Annotated in this window: 31 protein-coding genes and 1 riboswitch; of the genes, 23 read left to right on the top strand and 8 right to left on the bottom strand. The window is 34.0% G+C overall.

Annotated elements, in window-relative coordinates; all coding sequences use genetic code 11:
* Window positions 1–161: 161 nt before the first annotated feature.
* Genes QFZ28_RS21785 through QFZ28_RS21760 form a run of 6 tightly spaced genes read left to right on the top strand, consistent with a single transcriptional unit; the run spans window position 162 to window position 3,603 of the window.
* Window positions 162–1,778, top strand: coding sequence for a phage tail protein (locus QFZ28_RS21785; RefSeq protein ID WP_307196589.1), 1,617 nt, complete (start codon window positions 162–164; stop codon window positions 1,776–1,778).
* A 3-nt stretch (window positions 1,779–1,781) separates the two neighbouring features.
* A complete protein-coding gene (locus QFZ28_RS21780; protein ID WP_307196588.1) occupies window positions 1,782–1,964 on the top strand; it encodes a hypothetical protein in 183 nt (60 codons plus the stop codon).
* Window positions 1,965–2,000: 36 nt separating this feature from the next.
* Window positions 2,001–2,198, top strand: a complete 198-nt coding sequence (locus QFZ28_RS21775; protein ID WP_307196587.1) for a hemolysin XhlA family protein — start codon at window positions 2,001–2,003, stop codon at window positions 2,196–2,198.
* Window position 2,199: 1 nt separating this feature from the next.
* Window positions 2,200–2,424 (top strand): phage holin, encoded by a 225-nt coding sequence (locus QFZ28_RS21770; RefSeq protein ID WP_307196586.1) that lies wholly within the window; start codon window positions 2,200–2,202, stop codon window positions 2,422–2,424.
* Window positions 2,424–2,894: an HNH endonuclease gene (locus QFZ28_RS21765; protein ID WP_307196585.1), complete on the top strand. Its 471-nt coding sequence runs from the start codon at window positions 2,424–2,426 to the stop codon at window positions 2,892–2,894. Before QFZ28_RS21770 ends, QFZ28_RS21765 begins: the two co-directional genes overlap by 1 nt.
* A gap of 1 nt (window position 2,895) precedes the next feature.
* Entirely contained in the window at window positions 2,896–3,603 is a 708-nt protein-coding gene (locus QFZ28_RS21760) for an N-acetylmuramoyl-L-alanine amidase (RefSeq protein ID WP_307196584.1), read from the top strand.
* Between the two features lie 97 nt (window positions 3,604–3,700).
* Here QFZ28_RS21760 and QFZ28_RS21755 read toward each other — a convergent pair whose 3' ends face one another.
* Window positions 3,701–4,057, bottom strand: a complete 357-nt coding sequence (locus QFZ28_RS21755) for a DUF898 family protein (RefSeq protein ID WP_307197094.1) — start codon at window positions 4,055–4,057, stop codon at window positions 3,701–3,703.
* Window positions 4,058–4,178: 121 nt separating this feature from the next.
* Complete coding sequence (locus QFZ28_RS21750) at window positions 4,179–4,325, bottom strand: aspartyl-phosphate phosphatase Spo0E family protein (RefSeq protein WP_307196583.1); 147 nt, start codon at window positions 4,323–4,325, stop codon at window positions 4,179–4,181.
* 193 nt (window positions 4,326–4,518) lie between these two features.
* On the opposite strand from QFZ28_RS21750, the gene QFZ28_RS21745 reads away from it, so the two are divergent.
* Complete coding sequence (locus tag QFZ28_RS21745; RefSeq protein WP_307196582.1) at window positions 4,519–4,668, top strand: hypothetical protein; 150 nt, start codon at window positions 4,519–4,521, stop codon at window positions 4,666–4,668.
* A gap of 303 nt (window positions 4,669–4,971) precedes the next feature.
* Window positions 4,972–5,054: riboswitch (cyclic di-GMP riboswitch) on the top strand.
* A 75-nt stretch (window positions 5,055–5,129) separates the two neighbouring features.
* On the top strand, window positions 5,130–5,828 hold the full coding sequence (locus QFZ28_RS21740; protein ID WP_307196581.1) for an EAL domain-containing protein: 699 nt from the start codon (window positions 5,130–5,132) through the stop codon (window positions 5,826–5,828).
* Between the two features lie 53 nt (window positions 5,829–5,881).
* Here QFZ28_RS21740 and QFZ28_RS21735 read toward each other — a convergent pair whose 3' ends face one another.
* From QFZ28_RS21735 to QFZ28_RS21725, 3 genes are read right to left on the bottom strand one after another with little or no spacing between them, the layout of a single operon-like run.
* Window positions 5,882–6,133: a hypothetical protein gene (locus QFZ28_RS21735; RefSeq protein ID WP_307196580.1), complete on the bottom strand. Its 252-nt coding sequence runs from the start codon at window positions 6,131–6,133 to the stop codon at window positions 5,882–5,884.
* Window positions 6,117–6,275, bottom strand: coding sequence for a hypothetical protein (locus QFZ28_RS21730; RefSeq protein ID WP_307196579.1), 159 nt, complete (start codon window positions 6,273–6,275; stop codon window positions 6,117–6,119). Before QFZ28_RS21730 ends, QFZ28_RS21735 begins: the two co-directional genes overlap by 17 nt.
* Entirely contained in the window at window positions 6,247–6,462 is a 216-nt protein-coding gene (locus QFZ28_RS21725) for a helix-turn-helix transcriptional regulator (RefSeq protein ID WP_307196578.1), read from the bottom strand. Before QFZ28_RS21725 ends, QFZ28_RS21730 begins: the two co-directional genes overlap by 29 nt.
* 302 nt (window positions 6,463–6,764) lie before the next feature.
* Between QFZ28_RS21725 and QFZ28_RS21720 the strand changes: the two genes are divergently transcribed.
* From QFZ28_RS21720 to QFZ28_RS21665, 12 genes are all read left to right on the top strand, one after another.
* Window positions 6,765–7,199 carry a hypothetical protein gene (locus tag QFZ28_RS21720; protein WP_307196577.1) on the top strand — a complete coding sequence of 145 codons (435 nt, stop codon included), beginning with the start codon at window positions 6,765–6,767 and terminating at the stop codon, window positions 7,197–7,199.
* 157 nt (window positions 7,200–7,356) lie between these two features.
* A complete protein-coding gene (locus QFZ28_RS21715) occupies window positions 7,357–7,701 on the top strand; it encodes a hypothetical protein (protein ID WP_307196576.1) in 345 nt (114 codons plus the stop codon).
* An 11-nt stretch (window positions 7,702–7,712) separates the two neighbouring features.
* Window positions 7,713–8,924: an FtsK/SpoIIIE domain-containing protein gene (locus QFZ28_RS21710; protein ID WP_307196575.1), complete on the top strand. Its 1,212-nt coding sequence runs from the start codon at window positions 7,713–7,715 to the stop codon at window positions 8,922–8,924.
* A gap of 4 nt (window positions 8,925–8,928) precedes the next feature.
* A complete protein-coding gene (locus QFZ28_RS21705) occupies window positions 8,929–9,630 on the top strand; it encodes a replication-relaxation family protein (RefSeq protein ID WP_307196574.1) in 702 nt (233 codons plus the stop codon).
* Window positions 9,631–9,633: 3 nt separating this feature from the next.
* A complete protein-coding gene (locus tag QFZ28_RS21700; RefSeq protein ID WP_307196573.1) occupies window positions 9,634–9,912 on the top strand; it encodes a hypothetical protein in 279 nt (92 codons plus the stop codon).
* Window positions 9,913–10,175: 263 nt separating this feature from the next.
* Window positions 10,176–10,412 (top strand): helix-turn-helix domain-containing protein, encoded by a 237-nt coding sequence (locus tag QFZ28_RS21695; RefSeq protein WP_307196572.1) that lies wholly within the window; start codon window positions 10,176–10,178, stop codon window positions 10,410–10,412.
* 18 nt (window positions 10,413–10,430) lie between these two features.
* Window positions 10,431–10,604 (top strand): helix-turn-helix domain-containing protein, encoded by a 174-nt coding sequence (locus tag QFZ28_RS21690; RefSeq protein WP_307196571.1) that lies wholly within the window; start codon window positions 10,431–10,433, stop codon window positions 10,602–10,604.
* A 10-nt stretch (window positions 10,605–10,614) separates the two neighbouring features.
* Window positions 10,615–10,812, top strand: coding sequence for a helix-turn-helix transcriptional regulator (locus QFZ28_RS21685; protein ID WP_307196570.1), 198 nt, complete (start codon window positions 10,615–10,617; stop codon window positions 10,810–10,812).
* Between the two features lie 7 nt (window positions 10,813–10,819).
* Window positions 10,820–10,972, top strand: coding sequence for a hypothetical protein (locus QFZ28_RS21680; RefSeq protein ID WP_307196569.1), 153 nt, complete (start codon window positions 10,820–10,822; stop codon window positions 10,970–10,972).
* Complete coding sequence (locus tag QFZ28_RS21675; RefSeq protein ID WP_307196568.1) at window positions 10,962–11,132, top strand: hypothetical protein; 171 nt, start codon at window positions 10,962–10,964, stop codon at window positions 11,130–11,132. Before QFZ28_RS21680 ends, QFZ28_RS21675 begins: the two co-directional genes overlap by 11 nt.
* A 132-nt stretch (window positions 11,133–11,264) precedes the next feature.
* The gene (locus tag QFZ28_RS21670) at window positions 11,265–12,398 is read left to right on the top strand and encodes a site-specific integrase (RefSeq protein WP_307196567.1); all 1,134 of its coding nucleotides are present in this window, start codon (window positions 11,265–11,267) and stop codon (window positions 12,396–12,398) included.
* A gap of 100 nt (window positions 12,399–12,498) precedes the next feature.
* Window positions 12,499–12,783 carry a ferredoxin family protein gene (locus QFZ28_RS21665; protein WP_063251520.1) on the top strand — a complete coding sequence of 95 codons (285 nt, stop codon included), beginning with the start codon at window positions 12,499–12,501 and terminating at the stop codon, window positions 12,781–12,783.
* A gap of 129 nt (window positions 12,784–12,912) precedes the next feature.
* Here the strand turns inward: QFZ28_RS21665 and QFZ28_RS21660 are convergent, their stop codons facing one another.
* Entirely contained in the window at window positions 12,913–13,260 is a 348-nt protein-coding gene (locus tag QFZ28_RS21660) for a hypothetical protein (protein ID WP_307196566.1), read from the bottom strand.
* 184 nt (window positions 13,261–13,444) lie between these two features.
* Here QFZ28_RS21660 and QFZ28_RS21655 point away from each other — a divergent pair, with 184 nt between their 5' ends.
* Complete coding sequence (locus tag QFZ28_RS21655) at window positions 13,445–13,984, top strand: hemerythrin domain-containing protein (protein WP_373428098.1); 540 nt, start codon at window positions 13,445–13,447, stop codon at window positions 13,982–13,984.
* A gap of 30 nt (window positions 13,985–14,014) precedes the next feature.
* On the opposite strand, the gene QFZ28_RS21650 is transcribed toward QFZ28_RS21655, so the two are convergent.
* Window positions 14,015–15,247, bottom strand: a complete 1,233-nt coding sequence (locus QFZ28_RS21650; protein ID WP_373428097.1) for an MFS transporter — start codon at window positions 15,245–15,247, stop codon at window positions 14,015–14,017.
* A gap of 313 nt (window positions 15,248–15,560) precedes the next feature.
* Between QFZ28_RS21650 and QFZ28_RS21645 the strand changes: the two genes are divergently transcribed.
* Window positions 15,561–16,001: a MarR family winged helix-turn-helix transcriptional regulator gene (locus QFZ28_RS21645; protein WP_307196565.1), complete on the top strand. Its 441-nt coding sequence runs from the start codon at window positions 15,561–15,563 to the stop codon at window positions 15,999–16,001.
* 97 nt (window positions 16,002–16,098) lie between these two features.
* Window positions 16,099–17,793, top strand: coding sequence for a M3 family oligoendopeptidase (locus QFZ28_RS21640; RefSeq protein WP_307196564.1), 1,695 nt, complete (start codon window positions 16,099–16,101; stop codon window positions 17,791–17,793).
* 43 nt (window positions 17,794–17,836) lie between these two features.
* Here the strand turns inward: QFZ28_RS21640 and QFZ28_RS21635 are convergent, their stop codons facing one another.
* Window positions 17,837–19,996, bottom strand: a complete 2,160-nt coding sequence (locus QFZ28_RS21635; RefSeq protein WP_307196563.1) for an ATP-dependent Clp protease ATP-binding subunit — start codon at window positions 19,994–19,996, stop codon at window positions 17,837–17,839.
* Window positions 19,997–20,045: the final 49 nt, after the last annotated feature.

Raw genomic sequence — 20,045 nt, 5'->3', positions numbered from 1 at the left:
AAATTAAACTATTATTGGAGATCATGTCTTGAAATATAATAAATTACGTATGAAATTGGAAAAAAGAACGACGATAATTTGTTTTAAAAAATCAGTGTCATTTACACGAAAGAGGGCTAATTTTAGTCCTCTTTTTTATTTGATTGAAGGGTGGTGAGAACTTGATTATCAACACATTAAGCGGTCAAAGTGAGTACTTGACTGACTATACTATCAGAGAACGAAAAAGGGTAGTAAATGGAGTATATTCATTACCTTTTTCAGTTGTCCAAACAGAAAGGAATGAACATTCATTTCCACTGGTACAAGAAGATTCGATTGTGGAATATGACGGTCAAAAATACCGAATAAAAAAGTTTCGTGAATACATGAAGGGAAGTACACCTGTTAAGGAAATCCAGCAGTGTTCACATGTCTTTTTTGATATCATCGAGGACTATCAATACAGCACGTTGTCTGGAACTTTAAACATAACTCAAGTATTAAATCATGTATTTTCCGTTACCGATTGGACTTGGGTTAATCAGGGTGCTTTTAACTCTGTGGAATTTGACAGTTTCGGGGATGGAACGGCGCTTGAATTGTTTGGAACTATCCTAGAACGTTATGGTGCTGAATTTGAAATCACAGGAGAAAATCAAATTACATTAAAAAATCAAGTTGGTGCTCAACGAGATGCGCAATTTCGATATAAGCACAATATTAAAACGCTTTATAAGGACATTGACAGCAGTAACATATCTACCTTTATTAAAGGATTTGGAAAGGATATTACAACCGAATACACTTCTCCAAATTCGTCTGTGTATGGAATTCGTCATGCTCCACCTGTTCGAGATGAACGGTTTATTGATGTAGACAGTTTGCAGGAACATTTACAAAAAGTTCTCATTGATACACCGAATATTGTCATTGAAATCGATGTGGTGGAGTTAAAAAATCAAGGAATTCCTATTCATGAATATGGGTTAGGAGATACCATTTTCTTGATTCATGAAGATTTGGGTATTGATTCAACCGTAAGGATTTTAGAATATACAGATTATCCGGAAAGCTTTAAATCGCCAACAGTGGTGTTAGCAAACTTTAAAAATAGTATGACAAAGGTTATGACATCTTTCCAACAGACAAGTAAAACTGTAAAACAACTAACAGATGCTGATGGAAATTTATCCTTAGCCTTGAAGCGGTTATATCGTAATAGTAACCACTACAGTGATCATACTGGTGATTGGTATATCTCGGAAGATGATCCAAATGCCTATGTACACATTGGGGCTGGTGGGTTAGATGTTCATAAAGGATTAGTTCGTGTGGAAAGGGAAGATGGGTATGCTGTCATCATTGGTGGGGTTGTTCAACATAGTTTTGCGATACAAGGTTCAACACCATCGTTTAAAACACAGGGTATCGAGGAAATAGGGCAATTTTATAAATCCTCAACGACTAGTACAACCGAAAACGCTCAAAGGTTTGTATTCAAACATGATAGTCGATATTTGAGAATCATCACCAACATGTATGTTACTGCACCAGCTGGAGGGTATTCTAGGTTTGAAGTTTACAAGGAAGGCTTAGAAAACGATCCAAACGGTTTTGTTTCATCAACATACGCATACGAAACCCAATCGCATGATGACCAAGGTTTTCGAAAGGAATTGTTAATAGATTTAGGAGTTCCGACAGGAGACCTACTTGTAATGTATTGGAGATTATACACAGCGACTACTGGTATGTCTGTTTATGGAAGTATTAGATATATCGTACAGGAGGGTTGATATATGTGTTTATTGTTTTGTGATGTAGACGAAAACGGAAAAATAGTTGATAGCATTATGGGGGAAAGGGTTATTCCGATGAGACAGTACCATCATTTTTTCTTCCTTGCAGAAACTTCTGAAATCGTGGCTCAAAACATCCTAAATTATAGAGTAGTCAATGGACAATTAACTTTAGAGGGCTGATAAATTCAGTCCTCTTTTTTATTGGAGGGATGAAGAATGGATCAGCAGCGTTTTGAAAAGTTGGAAAATGACATGGTAGATGTAAAAACACGTTTAGCTGTTGCTGAATCGAATATCAAGGATATAAAAGAAGATATTTCATCAATTAAAAGTAATACAACTTGGTTATTGAGAATTGTAGTTGGTGCAATTGTGATGGCAATTTTAAGACTTATTTTAAAAGGGGGAATATAGTATGAAACGATTTAAAAATTATGGTTTGTTAATGGCAATAACATCACAAGTCTTATTAGTTGCTCAATTAGGAGCAGCTTTATTTTTTGACTACAACCTCACAGAAGAATTTAAAGCAGAAGTAATCGGGTTTGTTGATGCTGTTTTAATTCTGTTATCAGTCCTAGGAATTGTAAGTAATCCTACCTCTGGAAAAGGATTTATGGATGAGAAAGGGGATAAGTAATGGTTAAAATTACACATGACCATGATAAACCTGAAATTTCGAGGAATTTTAATAATAAAGATAACAAAGGTTATTCTATTGATGGACAGGGTTACAGGCTTGTAAGAAAAAGTAATCATCCATATGCTCTTGCTAACGGGTATGTAAAAGAACATCGACTTGTAATGGAAAAACATCTAGGTAGACTATTATCACTTGATGAACATGTACATCATAAGAACGGAATTACAAACGATAATCGTATTGAGAACTTAGAATTAACAAACATGGCAGATCATAGAGCACTACATAATGTATTAGATAAAAAAGGAATAAGAAAGTACGATGTAAGCCTTGTAGAAAAATTATATCTACTAGGCTTTTCTTGTAGAAAAATTGCTGATGAACTGAAAATTGGAAAGTCAACTGTAGCTTCTTATATTAAAGAGTTAGGTATCTCTAGACCTAGAAACTTTAGGAGGGCGATTTAATATGGTACGTGTGATGTTGGATAGTGGACACGATATTAATACTCCGGGAAAACGTGCGTTAGATGGTTCAATGAAGGAGTTTGAATTTAATCGTGCAGTAACAGAAAAAGTGTATTGGTTATTGGAAGAATATGAGGGTGTAGAATTGTTTTTATCTCATGATTTATATGATGGAATAGACGATTCACTAAAAACACGAACAGATAAAGCAAACAAATTAAATGCAGATTGTTTTATAAGTATTCATGCTAATGCAGGTGCAACTTCTGCAAGGGGAATAGAGACATTTGTATATCCAAAAGCAGGACAGGAAACTGTAAAACTTGCGAGTCTCATTCATGAACATGTTTTGTGGTTGACAAAGCAGAAGAATAGGGGAATTAAAACAGCAGACTTTGCTGTACTAAGAGACACGAACATGAAATCTGCATTACTGGAACTAGGTTTCTTCACGAACACAGAAGATTTGAAGTTGTTGAAATCAGATTCTTATCGTGCTTTGTGTGCTGAAGGGATAGCTAGTGGATTAATAGAGTATTATGGGTTAAAGAAAAAAGCTGTACCAGTTCTACAACCTCAACCAACACTAGTTCAAACAAACGGAACATATAAAGTTCAAGTAGGTGCTTTCTCTGTTAAAGATAATGCGGATCGTTTAGCTGCCGAGTTAAAAGGTAAAGGATATTCAGTAATTGTGGTAAATGAATAAATTCTAATTTAATTGGAAATATTAATAATCACAATGTATTACGATTCCTCCAGAAAAAAGCCCTTCTCTGAATTGAGGGGGGCAAAATTTTTACTATTTAATTATCAAAGACAGTGTGTTTTACTTTCCATTTTTCCATTGCAATAAATAACCAAAAACTATAGATTCCTAATGTAATAACAGTTAGTACCCACCATTTTATCCAATTACCAAACAAACCTACAGCCGAACCAGTAAACTTCAATCTTCTTCCATTAATGACAGTATGATTAGTTTTCCATCCTAAGATCAACGTAATTGCCCAAGGATAGCAGATACCAAGTGTGCAAATTGTCACTAGCCCACCTAAAATTGACCATCCAATGTATTGTAGTAATCCACCATCGAAATACGAGTTACCTTCTGTTTGTGCTACGTAATTTTGATTTACGTTTACAGTTATTTCGCTCACAATATTTCCCCCTGTTTTTTCTAATCTAGTACAATTATACCGGTAGTACGTAACAAAAAAAGGAAAAGTTTCAAAATATACACAAAAGAATAAAACCTTCCTTAATTTTGGAAGGTTGTTCTTATTATGAAATCATTTTCAGGTTTATTAATTTATCTAGTGTTTGACTTAATTGTATTGTATTTGGTGAAGTGAATCCCTCAGCCATCCCAACTGAAATCATTTTATTTCTAATAATTTCAATTTTCCTCATTAAATCTTCATTGCTCACTAGTTTTCTCTCCCATTATAATAAAAATATGGGATTATCTTACCAGTTGTAAGCGATTTCAAACAAGGATAAATTTTACAATATTTTGAACAATTTTTATATTCTTTCATAAATTTTATTCCATAGACATAGATATTATTAGTAAATTTTAATGCAATTAATATATTTATATAATAATTCGAGGTGTATTAGCATGGAGAAAACATACGTTATTTATGAAGGAAAAGAATATATTCTCATTCATCAATATGATTCTGGATACTGTGAAATAAAGGAAGAGGGAAAACTGAACGAGGAAATAATACTTGTACATTATTCTGAATTGACAATGACAGCTATGTAAACGCCCTACACAACAAGAAAGCCCTTCTCATTCGAGATGGGCACATTATTCAAAATCAAACAATTCATTAAATCTCCTTATTCACACTATTCAATCAAAAAAAACTGAATCCTGACAGTCCTTAATAAACACAAGGTCAACTAAACAAACTCCATATATTCATCATTTCCGTTAAGGCATAATTAAAAGAAAAATACAATAGTAAAATCCGGTAAGATATACTAATTTTACTAGTATTTATATAGACTTTTGTCGAATAATTTGTTTAAATTAAATTTGAATTAAATTTTGTTTTTTACTAAAATACGATAATAGCAAACTTATCTAAAGATAGGGACGCAAAGCTACAGACCTAAGGCAGAAGCTATGGTGGCTGTGTTACCGAAAGAAGTGGAGATAATTAGAAAGTACAATCTCAATTCTGAGGTTGTACTTTTTTTGTTAGGGGGTGAAATGGTTAATTGGAGATTCAAAGTGTTAGTATAGACGATCAATTTTTTCATCATTACCAACCAATTTATGATATACAAAGATGGGAAGTTTTTGGATATGAAAGTCTTTTTCGTACGGGAAATGGTTCGTCACCAGAAGAGGCTTTTAACAACGCTAAAATAAAAAAAACGCTTTATGAATTAGATTCGCGGTCTATTCATAAAGCATCTTTATCTTACACCCAAGCAGGATACTTAACAAAGTACAATCATTTGTTTTTAAATGTCTTTCCTTCGACACTAACAAATCCTTTGTTTCCTACCTTTGTAAGTAAGATTATTAACGAAAGTGGTATTTCATGTCAACAAATTATTTTAGAAATTAATGAAGGCGAAATAGCTGAGCTAGACATTATTAAGAATGTCATTATCTATCTTAAGAATCTAGGTATAGCTATTGCTATTGATGACTTTGGTAAGGGGAATTCTTCAATAAAGTCACTAATTGAATTGAGTCCTGACTTTGTAAAATTAGATAGATATTTCATGGATGATTTAACTGAAAAAAAATTAGATATGATACAATATTTACTTCACTTTTGTAAAAAACATAACTCAAATTTGATTATTGAAGGTATTGAAGAAAAGGCTAGTTTAGCACTTTTAAAAAGTATAGGGGTACAATATGCTCAAGGTTACTTGCTAGGTAGACCATCAATTCTAACATAAAAATTTGATGGGTAGTATGGATTAAGAAAGCCCTTACTGATTTGAGTAGGGGCTTAAAAAGGTAAATAATCCATATTATCATCAGATTTTTTTCTTTCTACTTCCTCTAAATCTATAACCGAATTTGTAATATCATTATTTCCATCCACAATTACCTTCTCTAATTCTGCAAAATATCCCATATCCTTCTTTATCTGTTTCCAAAATTCCAATGCTACATATTCAGGTTTACCTCTTAGAGGGAATGATCCTTTTTGGTATGCTCGACTGTTTGCTTTATAATGAATTTCAATTGTTACGTTCATTCTTTTCTTCCTCATATAGTTTCTTCATTTGTTCGTGTGTTTCCAACATCGTATCGTAAAAATGGACTATGAATTGAATATCTTCAGGTTCATAACCGTTATCCTCGAAATTCTTAATCAGTTTCATCCACTTTTCGTTCATAAAGATCATCCACCTTACAGTTCAATAATTCAGCTAAATCAAACAATTCAATTGCAGAAGGATGGCTTTTTCCAGTACACCAACTAGATATTGTATTCGCTGATTTTTTAAAATGTTGCCTTATATCCTCTCGTGTATAATCTGATTTATCAATTAACCAACCTATATTACTTTTTAATTTCTTCATTTTCATCACCTATTATTACAATTCACCATTTTTATTTAAAATCCTTTCACGGTTTATCTTGTAGTTTTCAAAGTTTATTTTTGATAGACATGCAATAAATAGTTATTCGCCCAATATACTACATTATCAGCTAATAAATCAGCAAATATATTTACTACTTAATCATAGCAAAATAGATTTTTACATTGTCCATCCATCTATAAATCTGAAAAAACAAAAAGATTTAGAGAGAGAAAAACGAACGAGGAAGGAGAGGGGGTACGGGGGAGAGGAAACCAAATAATTAGTAGACCAGAGGGGATGTGACTATTCTGAATATTAGAGTAAACGGAATTCTCCAATGTACTAGTTCACTAGACTATGACTGTATTCATCAAATTGTTGAGGACAATACCTATGATTCTATTGGAAATGCAGCTATTTCTAAAATATCTGATGCTATCCATAATTCACAATGGTATGACCACACACCAATAAATTTTGATCTTGTCCATAACTTCAATGATGTTCAGGCAATTTGTAATAATAACATAGTTTGTTATATGGATTCCTTTAACTGGTCGATTATGAACAAAACGGAATTAACAGCAGACATCTTTAAATTTATAAGTCATCGAATGAGTGTTATTCGAGAAGGATTTACTAATAACTTTCTTCCTGACTATATAGACTTTGGAGCAATACTTGATTTTATTGATTGGCAGTTTATTTTAAATTGTATTAGTTGGTTTTTATGATAATAAAACTTGAATCTTTAAGTCTACTTGTCTTAGAAACCTTAATGACTGAGTGTTTAATAAAAATGGAAAAAAGTAATGATCAAAGTTTTGTTAATAAGCAAATCATGCTTTTTAAAGAAATTCAAAATGAATTCCAAAGAAGGGGAAGACAACTATGATATTCACAACTAAAAAAGAGGTTTTTACAGTGAGTGAATTTTTAGCCCGCCAGCCAAAAGAATCTGCTCAAAGTAAAACACCTCAACAAAATTATACACCATTAATGGGATTTATGGGAATCGATGTTACTCATGGTACATTCTTTAGTCCTTCTTTTTCAGGTGCATATTGGATGGTTTTTGGAGTAGCAGCAGTAGCTTTACTTTCCACACTATTAGAATATCTTTACAGAAGGAAAGGGAAAGAAGTTACAGCCGATATTATTGCAACATCAACAAAGATAATGTTCCCTATTGCGTTCTATATCTACTTGTACTTTGGAATAATTGCAGTATTTTAAGGGGGATTGAGATGGGACTTAAAGAGAAATATTATACTTTTACTTTAAAGGTTAAAATGATGAATTGCTTTAGAGCAGCTAATCTATATTTCAAATCCAAATCAGGTGATAAAACAATTTATATTTATCCCAAAGTACATTCTGTAGTAAAAAAGAATGATGAGAACTGTACAGAAATAACATTTACTCTAATGAATGGACTTGATCCAAGTGAAGTTAAAAAGAAATTGTATGTCTTTCAACAATTCTTTGGACGTTCGATTGAACTTAAAGGGGATTTAAAAAAATATACACTGTTTGTTTATCACACTGCTTTAAAACCAGATTTAATTTACAATTACAAAAATATCAAATCTTTTTTAGAGGATATAAAGTTTCCAATTGTTACTGGACAAAAGAAGAATGGAAGATATTTAGTTTTGGATGCAATGGAATTACCTCATGTAATAATTCAAGGTGTTTCAGGTAGTGGGAAAAGTTCTGCTATTCGTGTAATCTTGACAACCTTAATTAAAACTCTTAGACCTGAGCAATTAGATATTTATTCTATTGATGGTAAAAAGGCAGAATTTCAACTTTTTAAAAAGGTAGAACATGTTCAGGCGGTTGTTCATTCAAATAAACATGCTAGGGAGATACTGGATCATCTTTGTAATGAAATGAAGAAGAGAGAAGACTTACAGGAAACCTTTGACGTTCCCCATATTGACGATTTACCAAAGGAGCATAAACAGAAGTATATTCTACTTGCCATAGATGAAATGTATGAGTATATGGATGATGATGTTATACAGGAGAAAATAATAAAAATCGCAAGTAAGGGACGGTCAGTAGGTATTATCCTTTTGCTAAGTGCTCAACGAATGGATGCTGATGTTATTGATACAAAAGCAAGAGCAAATTTTAATATTCGTATGAGTTTTAGAGCAGTAGACCGTGTGAATGCTAGGTTATTAGGAACTGACGGGGCAGAGAAAATTAAAGGGGAACTTAAAGGAAGGTTTATCCTTAATTATGGAGACATTGAAGAATTACAGAGTCCACATTTAACTTATGAAAAAGCAAAGAAATTATTAAATCCATTCTTTGTCTCTAAGACTGATTTAAATGATATTACAGAGGTCAAAAAGGAATCGAATACAAATACATTACCGAATAATACAAAACTACTCAAATCTAAGCCTAAACAGTCTGATGATGATTTAAAATTCTTTTTGGAGTGATAATATGAAACCTAGAGATTTAGACATTATAAAGTCACTACAAAGATTTAAAGCATTAACAAGAGATCAAATAGCAGCACTTCATTTTTCGAACAATGCTCGTCCACATATATCAGCTAATCAAGTATTAAAACGACTTAGAAGGGATAATCATGTAATAGCAAATACAGACCGTTCTTTCCAGCAGTACATCTACTTTAATAATCCTTCACCAATTAAAACTGACTCCCAAAAACTAGACCACTATTTATTGATGAATCAAACCATTATTGATATGTTGAAATATTCTCCAATTAGTGAGTTTCAATTTGAAACTTCCATTCCAAATGCAGACTTTATTCCAGATGTCTATGTCAAGGGTTGGCTTGATAATGATTGGTTCATTGAATGTCAAAATTCCCTCTATACGACAAAACAACTTTACTCAAAACTAGATAGATACAAGTCCTATTTCGACAAAGGATACTGGAACAATGAACGAGTGCTAATCATCGGTAAAGTTAATTTAAAATTTGAACCTAATGATTACCCTTTTAAAGTGAAGCAGGTTAGGGGAATAGAAGACCTGACTGATACAATAAAACGGTATAAAAGTGTGAAATTGCAGGAATTTAAGAACAAAATGAAGAATCATATAGAAAACCAGATTATGCCTACACAAATAATAAATAACTCTGTTAATTCATTGAAACTTAAGGGGGGATAAATTATGGTTATTAAGAGGAAAAAAGAAGCAGTTACCTTTCTTGATAACTTCACAAAGTATGCTAATTTTGATGGACAAAAATATTACCTAACTTTAGAAACCGATAATCCTAACGGGACTCTGACAATTATGAAGTATAACAATGGAGAATTTACTTACCATCGAAAAAATGAGTTGTATTGGGATATAAAAGAAATAAAGACAGATATTGATATGTTGACAGATATTATATGGGGATTCAGAAAGGCAATAAATGAATGTATAAAGTCTAAAGTTGGTTAGGGAGTGGCTTATTGTCACTCTTTTTTTATTTTAAAGTATAAAAAAGACCTTTGATCAATAAAAACCAAAGGCAAAAGATGAGCTTAGTGGTCAAGGCTAAGCCCTAGTTTTAGGAGGTCTAAACTCAGAAGAATTTAAACTTAGGACAATATTACTATTTTCTGAATATTATTTCAATAGTTTAAAGCGTTAATGTGTAAAAATATTTGATTTGACTATTATCAAGTTAATTATCTTTAGACAGAATATTTTGCAATTTAATTTTGAAAAGTTATAATCATTTGGGACTTGGAGGTGCAACTATAGGTGTGACTAAATTTCAAAAAGTGATGTTAGATGTAAAGGATATTATGGAATTAACAGGTATAGGAAGGAACAATGCCTACGAATTAATGAAAAGTGGAGAATTCCAAGTGAAAAAAATAGGTAATAAATATTTAGTACATGAAGAGGTATTTCAAAATTGGTTACGTAGTAAGCCATTGAAGAAGAGATGGTAATGTTTAGAGGGGATTGAAATGTCAGAAAAAATTATGCTCGAAGTTAAAGATGTAATGAATATGATGGGTATCTGTAAACCAAAAGCATATGAGATATTTAAAAGTGGTCAATTTCACGTTATAAAAATGGGAAGAAAGTATATGGTTCATAAAGAAGTATTTGAGAGTTGGTTAAAAGGAGAATCCAAATAAAGAAAAGATGGTGACTGAATTAGAAAAATTAATGCTTGATGTAAAAGACGTTATGACAATTACAGGGTTAGGTAGAGATGCAAGTTATGATCTTATGAGAAGTGGAGAATTTCACGTTAAAACAATTGGTAAAAAGTATCTAGTTCATAAAGAAATCCTTGAGAATTGGCTAAAAGGGGAAACAGGAAAGCCAAAGAAAAGATGGTGAAAAGGATATGTACGAAGATAAACCGTTTTATGAGGACAATGAGCCTCCATGTAAAGTAATCAGAACTAACGAACCAAATTTAGAATTAATGGCATATGCTTTTCGTGAATTGTATTATGAGTTAAAACTAAAGAAAAAGGAAATAAAAAATGAGTGGTGAAAAAATTGTATATTCTAAACGTACTGGCAAAAGAAGACCTCCAAGCAATGTGACAGAAAGAAACGAACCCAATTTAGAACTAATGGCTAGAGCAATTATCAATCTATACGAAAGCACTAAAAAAGGAGAGATAATGATCAAAAAGAAGACTAAAATATAAATTGGTTGTTAAGAGTGACTTAAAATAGTCGCTCTTTTTTTTGTCCTAATTTGGTATTTCTTTATTACTTTTAATAATGATAAAATATTACTTATACAGTCAGTTAAGAGAGTCGTAGGAGGCTCTTGAAAAGTGAAAGGTAGTATCAAGAAGGACAATAAGACAGGTAATTATTATTTTGTAGTGGACTTAGGAAAAGATGCTACTGGTAAAAGGATTCAAAAGAAAAAGAGGGGATACAAGAGTAAACAAGATGCTGAACTTGGGTTAGTAAAATTCCTATCTGAACATGATTTTGGATTAGATAAGAAACTGGATTCGGATATGATTTTTAGTAAGTATATGGAAGGTTGGTTTATTGAAAGGGAAAATCTTATTGAAAGAACAACTCTCAATAATCAATTAGCGTTTTACAGGTGCTATATATCACCCAATTTAGGTAGATATAAGATAAGTCAATTGTCACCTATAATTCTTCAAAATTTTGCTAATGATCTATTCACATCTAAAAAATTAGCAGCAGGAACCATTCACAAAATTTTCGATGTCCTAAAAGTATCTATAAGTAAAGCAGTTAAAATCCAGTTGATAAAAGAAAATCCTTGTAAATTTGTTGATTTACCAAAGATACGAAGAAAAGAAATGCAAGTTTGGAATTTACAGCAAGTAAACAAGTTCCTTACTGAGGTAAATAGTATTAGGAATTCAGATCAATTTTTTACTGCTTATTTATTGGCTATCACAACGGGAATGAGACAAGGGGAGATATTAGGACTCCGATGGAAGGATATTGATTTTGAAAAGAAATTAATATTCGTTAAGCAGATATTAACCCATGATGGCAAAGAATTAAAAATTGGAACGAAAACAATGTCTGGAACAAGAACAATTAGTATATCAGTTAATGTGTGTGCCCATCTAATGAAAGCGAAAGAAAAGGTTCTGAGTGATAAGAAAATACTTGGCAATAAATATTTAGATAACGACTTAGTTGTTTGTACAAAAAAAGGTTCAGTAATCCAACCATCCAATTTATTAAAGACATTTAAGAAGGATACTAAAAATATTGGACTACCTTCAATAAGATTTCATGATTTGAGACATACACACGCTACAATGTTAATTGAACAGGACATTAATCCTAAAATCATTCAGGAACGATTAGGACATTCGAGAATTGGAATCACATTAGATATATACAGTCATGTACTTCCAAGCATGCAACAACAAGTCGCTGATAAATTGGACGAAATGGTTATAATTTAATCAATTTGTGACCACGATTTGTGACCATTGGATCAATAAACATTGAAGGATAAGGGTTTATTGTTGTTTTTCCCCTTCGTGCTTGGAAGGCGGTGAAATAATGTCAACGAAGAATATCGAGGAAAAACAGTACCTTCTTCGTTTTAAAGCTGATACGAAATCCCATCTAACTGTTATGGACAATGATATCTGTATGACAAAATGCCCTGATAAGATTTGCACCATTTTCTGCCCTGCGGAAGTGTACAAATGGGAAGGGTTACGGATGCAGGTTGGTTATGAAGGCTGTCACGAATGCGGCAGCTGCCGTATTGGCTGCCCGTATCAAAATATTAAATGGGAATATCCAAAAGGCGGACATGGAATAGTATTTCGACTGGCTTAATAAAGTACGGAGTGTTGCTTGCATATGCGGGCAGCACTTTTTTTTAATATATTATTAACACTATTTGTGGTTTTTTTCACAAGTATGGTCAAAAAGAAGGTGAAGCAGAAGGGGAATATTTTTTGTGGATTAACTAATTTTCTCTATTATGCTTAAGGAGGAGAGTTGATCTAATTTACTTGACGTAACCAATGAGCAAGCGAGCTCGTGTGCACTATCCATAGATTCCATAATTGGAGAACAATAAAAAGGTTTCTTCCAATTAAAGTCACCTTCAGCATTTGACGGATAGATACTTACTTTCCAAAGAAAATATATATTTGGCTGTGAGAGCATTTCTCCCTCAACTGCAATAAGCCAATGGGTGAAAGGTGAATCATAGTCATTAGATTTTAATTCCTTTAGTGTTCGTATGTCATTGAAACCAATTGGTACCAATGCCTTTTGATAAAAGTCATGATAATTAGGCGTTTTCATGATATAGCCCTCCCTTTTATGTTCTAACTATATTATATGATAGTTTTTAAGTTTTTTTGAGTATAAATGTTAAAATTTTTTGAAAACTTACAACACTTCTATTTTGAATTCCTAATTTCTTTATTACTATGTGATTCGTGTCACAACAAAATAGAAAGAAAGCTTTTATACTTAAAACAACATAATGAATAAGAGGTGTATGCAGATGAGCGGCTGTATGAGCAGTTTTGGAGGTATGTCTCCAGAAGAACTAAGTAAGGGACTTCATCAATTAAAATCGGAGCATCCTCGGTTATTGGCACAATTAGAGTGTTTATTCAATTTAACAAAACAAATAGAAGCGGATTCTGGTGAAGAAACCTTTGGCGAGTTGATTAGTAAAGTAAAAGAATTTAAAGCAGCACTTGACCCATGTTCTGAACGGGAAGAGGGAGTGTTATTTCCGATGATGGGTGCTTATATTGGTACGACATCTGGACCGATTGCTGTTATGGAATATGACCACGATCAAGCCAAAGCCAAGATTCATGAATTTCTTGAGAAAGCTGATAGCTCGGAAGCAGAGGGTGAAAAGAAAAACTTGGCCTCATTAATCAAACATGCATATTATATTTTAACAGAACACTTTGCAAAAGAAGAAAATGTGCTTTTTCCAATGGCTGAGCGTATGCTTTCTGATGTTGAAAAAGAAGAACTATACCAAAAAATTCAGGAAATAAAATAAGGATGGGCCTGAGTCCATCCTTTTTGCATTCTATTGATTCCATTCTTGTACGGTGTGATCACTGGGAAGAAGGAATGCTATTAAGCCAAGCAATGGTAAGAAACCAATTGTAGAGACCATGGATGACAAACTAAATAAATCCGCTATGTAACCAAGTCCAACGGATCCGATAGCTCCCATACCGAAAGCGAGTCCGACCGTTAACCCCGACATGGTCCCGATCTTTCCGGGAACAAGTTCTTGCGCGTATACGACAGTAACCGAAAAGCTTGTCATCAATATAAAACCTGTAATAGTAAGAAAGATAAATGCCAACACAGAAGGTACAAAAGGAATCAGTATGGAAAATGGTACAGTAGAAAGCATAGAGATTGAAATTACTTTCTTTTTACCGAAACGGTCAGCAAGTGGTCCGCCAAAAAAAGTTCCAAAAGCACCAGCAATCAAAAAGGCAAATAAGAAAAGCTGTGAGTCCTTAATCGATAAGGAATACTCTTCAATCGCATAGAAGGCATAAAAATTTGTCATACCAGAAATGTACCATGACCGTGCAAATATCAACAGAAGAATAAAAAGCAATGCCTGCTTTACCTTTTTCGAGAGACCGCTTTTTTTTGCTGTTAATGTTTCTTGCTTTTTACTGATAAGCGGGTATTTAACTAATCTTTTCTTATACCAATTTGCAATGTAGATTAATAATAATACAGCTATTGCCGCAACAATCGTAAACCATGAAGCGCCTTTTTGTCCAAAAGGGACCAGAATAAGAGCTGTGATAAGTGGGGCTAATGCTTGCCCTGTATTACCGCCAACTTGATAGATGGATTGTGCCAGGCCTCTTCGATTGCCCGCAGCCATATAGGCTACCCTTGACCCTTCAGGATGAAAAACTGCTGACCCAAGCCCTATAAAAATAACAGAAATAACGATTAAACCAAAGGAAGGTGCAAATGCTATTCCAAGCACTCCGCCTAACGTCAAGGTTAGACCTATTGGCAGAGCAAATGGCATTGGTTTTTTATCGGTGATGACTCCAACAACAGGCTGCAGTACGGATGAAACCATATTTAAGGAAAAGGCAATGATACCAAGTTGTGTGAAGGATAACCCCATTGATTTTTCAAGGATTGGAAACATCGCTGGTACAACAGATTGTATGGCATCATTGAGTAAATGACAAAGCCCGATAATAAAAAGAATATTAAACATGGTCGCGTCTGCTGCTTTTGCCCTGTTTGCAGACACTGTAGCTGGTTGACTCATTTTCCACACCTCGTTTATGAAATTATCAATCTTTTAGTACCTATCTTACATAAATTCCGTAAAAATGAGAAATAAAATGTTTCTATATTCGAAATATTTAAATAGCATTAAGGGTATACTAAAGAAAACAGCTTCCATAATTCTTCATGCTAGGTTAAATTGACATAAAACCAAAAGTTTTTTATAATAATCTTGAAGTCGAGATAATAAGAAAAGCGGAAGCGCCAAAGCGCTGCAACTGGACAATAAGAAATGGAAGCTCCGAAGCGCTGGAGCTAGATAGTTCGAGATTTTATAAAAAGGATGAGTTTTTATGGAAAATGAATCAGTATCTCAATCGTTGAAGCTATTTATCGTTCTTTCAAGAGCTTATAAAGCAATTAATGAGCATGTTAATAAGGTAATACAAGCAAATGGACTAAACCCAACGGAATTTGCCGTATTAGAACTTTTATATCATAAAGGTGATCAGCCTATGCAGCAAATAGGCGGAAAGATATTACTCGCAAGCGGAAGCATCACCTATGTTGTAGATAAGTTAGAACAAAAAGGATTCTTAGTAAGGATTGCTTGTCCTAACGATCGAAGAGTAACCTTTGCACAAATTACAGATAAAGGGAAAGAGTTTATTCAAGAAATCTTTCCTGAACACGCACAGCAGATTCATTCACTAATGTCTAGTTTGACAGATTCCGAAAAACAGGAAGCGATTGAATTGTTGAAAAAACTAGGTTTGCCAGCTGGAAAATTTTAATACGGCCTTTGCCGTATTTTTTTTTGCTTGAAGGAATATTAATGAATAGTGTCGAAAGATAATAGTTGCAAAAAATTCATATAAAGGGGTTGTGTCAATGAGATTTGAAGAGTATACATATACCCGTCCAAATCTTGACGAAGTTAAAGCAAGATTTGAGGCCGCAATTGGAAAGTTTATGAATGCTTCTTCTTTAGAAGAGCAAAGTGTGGCCATGAACGATGTGAATCAAATTAGAAATGATATTGGGACCATGTTTAATCTTTGCTATATTCGTCATTCTGTGGACACCAATGATGAGCTTTATAAAGCCGAACAGGATTATATGGATGAAGTTCAGCCTGAAATAGAAGGGCTTGTTACAAAATATTATCGGGCTCTAGTAACCTCCAAATTTAGGAATGAATTAGAATCCAAATATGGTAAGCAATTATTTGCACTTGCTGAAGGGCAATTAAAGACGTTTAAACCAGAAATTGTTCCTTTGCTTCAAAAGGAAAACCGTTTATCTACAGAGTATACAAAACTAATTGCTTCCGCAAAAATTAATTTTGAAGGGGAAGAAAGAACACTTGCTCAATTAGAGCCTTTCACCCAATCAACAGACAGAGAAACAAGAAGGCTTGCTTCTGAAGCAAAGTTCGGCTTTTTAGCTGGACATGAAAGCGAGCTTGATCGTATCTATGATGACCTTGTTAAGGTCAGGACTGAAATTGCCCATACGTTAGGGTATAAAAACTTTGTTGAACTAGGCTATTATCGAATGATGAGAACTGATTATAATGCGGAAATGGTAGCAAACTTTCGTCAGCAGGTAAAGGACTTCATTGTTCCAATTGCGACGAAATTAAAAAGAAGACAACAGGACCGTATCGGTGTTGGACAGTTAAAATACTTTGATGAGGGCTTTAACTATAAAACAGGAAATGCTGTGCCCAAAGGCTCCCCAGAATGGATTATTGAAAACGGGCAAAAGATGTATGAAGAATTATCAAAGGAAACAGGAGAGTTCTTCAAATTTATGCAAGATAATAACTTAATGGATCTTGTGGCTAAAAAAGGTAAAGCAGGCGGCGGCTATTGTACCTTTATCGAAAACTACAAGGCACCGTTTATCTTTTCTAATTTCAATGGAACCTCAGGGGATATTGATGTATTAACACATGAAGCTGGCCATGCCTTCCAGGTTTATTCCAGTAGGAATTTTGAAATCCCTGAATATTATTGGCCAACTTATGAGGCTTGTGAGATTCATTCCATGAGTATGGAATTTTTCACTTGGCCATGGATGGACCTTTTCTTTAAGGAAGATACCGATAAATATAAATTCTCCCACTTAAGTGATGCATTATTATTTCTTCCATACGGAGTTTCCGTAGATGAATTCCAACATTGGGTGTATGAAAATTGGGAAGCAACCCCCAAGGAGCGTAAACAGCAGTGGCGGGAAATAGAGAAAAAGTATTTGCCGCATAAAGATTATGACGGAAATGCTTATCTAGAGAATGGCGGTTTCTGGCAGCGACAAGGACATATTTTTAACTCGCCATTCTATTATATCGATTACACTTTAGCTCAGATTTGTGCCTTCCAATTTTGGAAACGTTCGAGAGAAAATCAAGAAGACGCTTGGGCAGACTATGTATATCTTTGCAAACTTGGCGGAAGCATGTCATTTACAAAACTGGTTAAAGAAGCGAATCTAATTTCACCATTTGAGGATGGCTGCGTAGAATCCGTCGTTGGCGAAATTGAAAACTGGTTAAATTTTGTTGAAGATCAAAAGTTATAGAATTAAAAAAGCGAAGCCGGTCAATCGGCTTCGCTTTTTCCAATTAATGAACGTTTATAGTTTCTACTGCTGTTACCTTTATCTGTTCATCATCTAAAATCGCAGATAATTTATTTGCCTCAGGTTCTTCTAAAATATAGTCTGCAATTTTATCTTCAATTTGTTCTTGAATTACTCTTCGAAGCGGGCGGGCACCAAATGCTGGATGGTAGCCTAGCTCTGCAAGCTTTTCTTTTGCTTCAAGTGTAATTGTAAATTCGATATTTTGCTCTTTTAACGTATCTTGTAAATCATTTACCATTAAATCAACAATTTGCATGATATGTTCTTTTTCAAGTGAGTTAAATTCGATAATACTATCAAAACGGTTTAAGAACTCTGGCTTGAAAAAGCTGCCCAAGGAATCTAGGATAGAAGCTTCTTCGATTGCTTCATTTGTTCCAAAGCCAACATGAATGGTTTTGTGTCCCACACCAGCATTACTTGTCATAATGATAACTGAATCCTTAAAGCTTACGGTTCTTCCTTGACTATCAGTAAGACGTCCATCTTCAAGAATTTGTAAAAACATATGCTGCACATCTGGATGAGCTTTTTCAATCTCATCTAAAAGAATAATGCTGTATGGATTTCTTCTTACTTTTTCAGTCAGTTGTCCTGCTTCTTCGTGACCTACATAGCCTGGAGGAGAACCAATTAATTTGGAAATACTGTGTTTTTCCATATACTCACTCATATCGAGACGAATCATTGATTCAGATGAACCAAATAATTCTTCCGCCAGTGTTTTGGTAAGCTCGGTCTTGCCAACACCTGTTGGTCCGACAAAAAGGAAGGAACCAATCGGTCGATTCTTAGATTTTAAGCCGGCACGGCTTCTTCTAATCGCCTTTGAAACCTTCTCTACAGCTTTCTTCTGGCCGATGACTTTAGTATTTAAGTTTTCCTCTAGATGCTTCAGTTTTTGCTGCTCATCCTCTTGTAATTTACCAACTGGAATACCAGTCTTTTGCTCAATAATCTCTTGAATGTGTGAAAGTTCTACAACTGGTCTTGTGATTTCTGAAGTTTCATTTAATGATTTCTCAAGTAAAGCTTCTTCGTTACGAAGTGAGGCAGCTAGTTCATAGTTTTCATTTTTGAGAGCAGAATCTTTTTGAACAGCTATTTCTTGTAAACGTTTCTCTATCTGGTCCTTGCTTTGACTATCTGAAGTAAGATTTATTTTAGATCCTGCTTCATCAAGTAAATCAATTGCCTTATCAGGTAAGAAACGATCCTGGATATAACGGTGTGACAATTGCACACATGCTTTAATCGCAGCGTCAGAATAGGTTACTTCATGGTAATCCTCGTATTTATTCTTAATCCCTTTTAGGATTTCAATTGCCGCCTCTGGTGTAGGTTCAGCGACTTGAACTGGTTGGAATCGACGTTCTAGTGCCGAATCTTTCTCTATTTGACGGTATTCTTTTAAAGTTGTTGCACCGATAAGTTGAAGTTCGCCGCGTGCAAGAGCTGGTTTTAAAATGTTACCCGCATCCATAGAACCTTCAGCAGAACCCGCTCCTACTAGGAGATGGATTTCGTCAATGAAGAGAATGATATTTTTACGTTCCTGTAATTCTGCTATTAATTGCTTCATTCTTTCTTCAAACTGCCCGCGAATACCAGTGTTCGCGACCAAAGAAGCAACATCTAGTAAATAAACTTCTTTATTACTTAATTTAGCAGGTACCTGTTCATCAACTATTTTCATTGCCAGACCTTCGGCAATAGCGGTTTTCCCGACACCTGGTTCACCAATTAACACCGGATTGTTTTTATTCCGACGATTTAATATTTCGATAACCCTTTTAACTTCTTCGTCACGGCCAATCACGGGATCAATGAGACCAGCTTTGGCCATGTGTGTTAAATTACGTCCAAATTGATCAATAAAGCCTCCCTTGCCATTCTGGCCATGTTGTGAAGAAGGTTTCTGACCATTTATATGATTATTTTCAGTGCCCTTCATATTGAAGAATAAATCATCAAATGAAAAACCAGGGAAGGAGTTTATGTTTGGACCCATTCCTGAATGAATTGCATGTTTATTTTTTGTATAACATTCATGGCACAGCTTCATATTGCTGTGTTGTCCATTTATGTTTAAGTTTAATTGAACATTGGCTTGGTTTTCTTTACATACTTGACACAGCATAATATAAAACCTCCTAAAAATCTATATTAATTTAATTTTGACTTTGACT

The sequence above is a fragment of the Neobacillus niacini genome (genome assembly GCF_030817695.1).
Lineage (GTDB): Bacteria > Bacillota > Bacilli > Bacillales > Cytobacillaceae > Neobacillus > Neobacillus niacini_F.
Note: the sequence above shows the minus strand (reverse complement) of the source record. Positions and strands in the feature narration are given on the sequence as shown.

What these genes read in the sequence shown, in the direction of transcription:
- QFZ28_RS21775 (WP_307196587.1), top strand. Translation starts at nt 2,001, where the DNA reads ATGGATCAGCAGCGTTTTGAAAAGTTGGAAAATGACATGGTAGATGTA.
- QFZ28_RS21660 (WP_307196566.1), bottom strand. Translation starts at nt 13,260, where the DNA reads ATGAAAACGCCTAATTATCATGACTTTTATCAAAAGGCATTGGTACCA.
- QFZ28_RS21780 (WP_307196588.1), top strand. Translation starts at nt 1,782, where the DNA reads ATGTGTTTATTGTTTTGTGATGTAGACGAAAACGGAAAAATAGTTGAT.
- QFZ28_RS21680 (WP_307196569.1), top strand. Translation starts at nt 10,820, where the DNA reads ATGTACGAAGATAAACCGTTTTATGAGGACAATGAGCCTCCATGTAAA.
- QFZ28_RS21690 (WP_307196571.1), top strand. Translation starts at nt 10,431, where the DNA reads ATGTCAGAAAAAATTATGCTCGAAGTTAAAGATGTAATGAATATGATG.
- QFZ28_RS21665 (WP_063251520.1), top strand. Translation starts at nt 12,499, where the DNA reads ATGTCAACGAAGAATATCGAGGAAAAACAGTACCTTCTTCGTTTTAAA.
- QFZ28_RS21705 (WP_307196574.1), top strand. Translation starts at nt 8,929, where the DNA reads ATGAAACCTAGAGATTTAGACATTATAAAGTCACTACAAAGATTTAAA.
- QFZ28_RS21745 (WP_307196582.1), top strand. Translation starts at nt 4,519, where the DNA reads ATGGAGAAAACATACGTTATTTATGAAGGAAAAGAATATATTCTCATT.
- QFZ28_RS21725 (WP_307196578.1), bottom strand. Translation starts at nt 6,462, where the DNA reads ATGAAGAAATTAAAAAGTAATATAGGTTGGTTAATTGATAAATCAGAT.
- QFZ28_RS21645 (WP_307196565.1), top strand. Translation starts at nt 15,561, where the DNA reads ATGGAAAATGAATCAGTATCTCAATCGTTGAAGCTATTTATCGTTCTT.
- QFZ28_RS21770 (WP_307196586.1), top strand. Translation starts at nt 2,200, where the DNA reads ATGAAACGATTTAAAAATTATGGTTTGTTAATGGCAATAACATCACAA.
- QFZ28_RS21640 (WP_307196564.1), top strand. Translation starts at nt 16,099, where the DNA reads ATGAGATTTGAAGAGTATACATATACCCGTCCAAATCTTGACGAAGTT.
- QFZ28_RS21655 (WP_373428098.1), top strand. Translation starts at nt 13,445, where the DNA reads ATGAATAAGAGGTGTATGCAGATGAGCGGCTGTATGAGCAGTTTTGGA.
- QFZ28_RS21650 (WP_373428097.1), bottom strand. Translation starts at nt 15,247, where the DNA reads ATGAGTCAACCAGCTACAGTGTCTGCAAACAGGGCAAAAGCAGCAGAC.
- QFZ28_RS21765 (WP_307196585.1), top strand. Translation starts at nt 2,424, where the DNA reads ATGGTTAAAATTACACATGACCATGATAAACCTGAAATTTCGAGGAAT.
- QFZ28_RS21675 (WP_307196568.1), top strand. Translation starts at nt 10,962, where the DNA reads ATGAGTGGTGAAAAAATTGTATATTCTAAACGTACTGGCAAAAGAAGA.
- QFZ28_RS21735 (WP_307196580.1), bottom strand. Translation starts at nt 6,133, where the DNA reads ATGAACGTAACAATTGAAATTCATTATAAAGCAAACAGTCGAGCATAC.
- QFZ28_RS21635 (WP_307196563.1), bottom strand. Translation starts at nt 19,996, where the DNA reads ATGCTGTGTCAAGTATGTAAAGAAAACCAAGCCAATGTTCAATTAAAC.
- QFZ28_RS21700 (WP_307196573.1), top strand. Translation starts at nt 9,634, where the DNA reads ATGGTTATTAAGAGGAAAAAAGAAGCAGTTACCTTTCTTGATAACTTC.
- QFZ28_RS21730 (WP_307196579.1), bottom strand. Translation starts at nt 6,275, where the DNA reads ATGAACGAAAAGTGGATGAAACTGATTAAGAATTTCGAGGATAACGGT.
- QFZ28_RS21760 (WP_307196584.1), top strand. Translation starts at nt 2,896, where the DNA reads ATGGTACGTGTGATGTTGGATAGTGGACACGATATTAATACTCCGGGA.
- QFZ28_RS21710 (WP_307196575.1), top strand. Translation starts at nt 7,713, where the DNA reads ATGGGACTTAAAGAGAAATATTATACTTTTACTTTAAAGGTTAAAATG.
- QFZ28_RS21715 (WP_307196576.1), top strand. Translation starts at nt 7,357, where the DNA reads ATGATATTCACAACTAAAAAAGAGGTTTTTACAGTGAGTGAATTTTTA.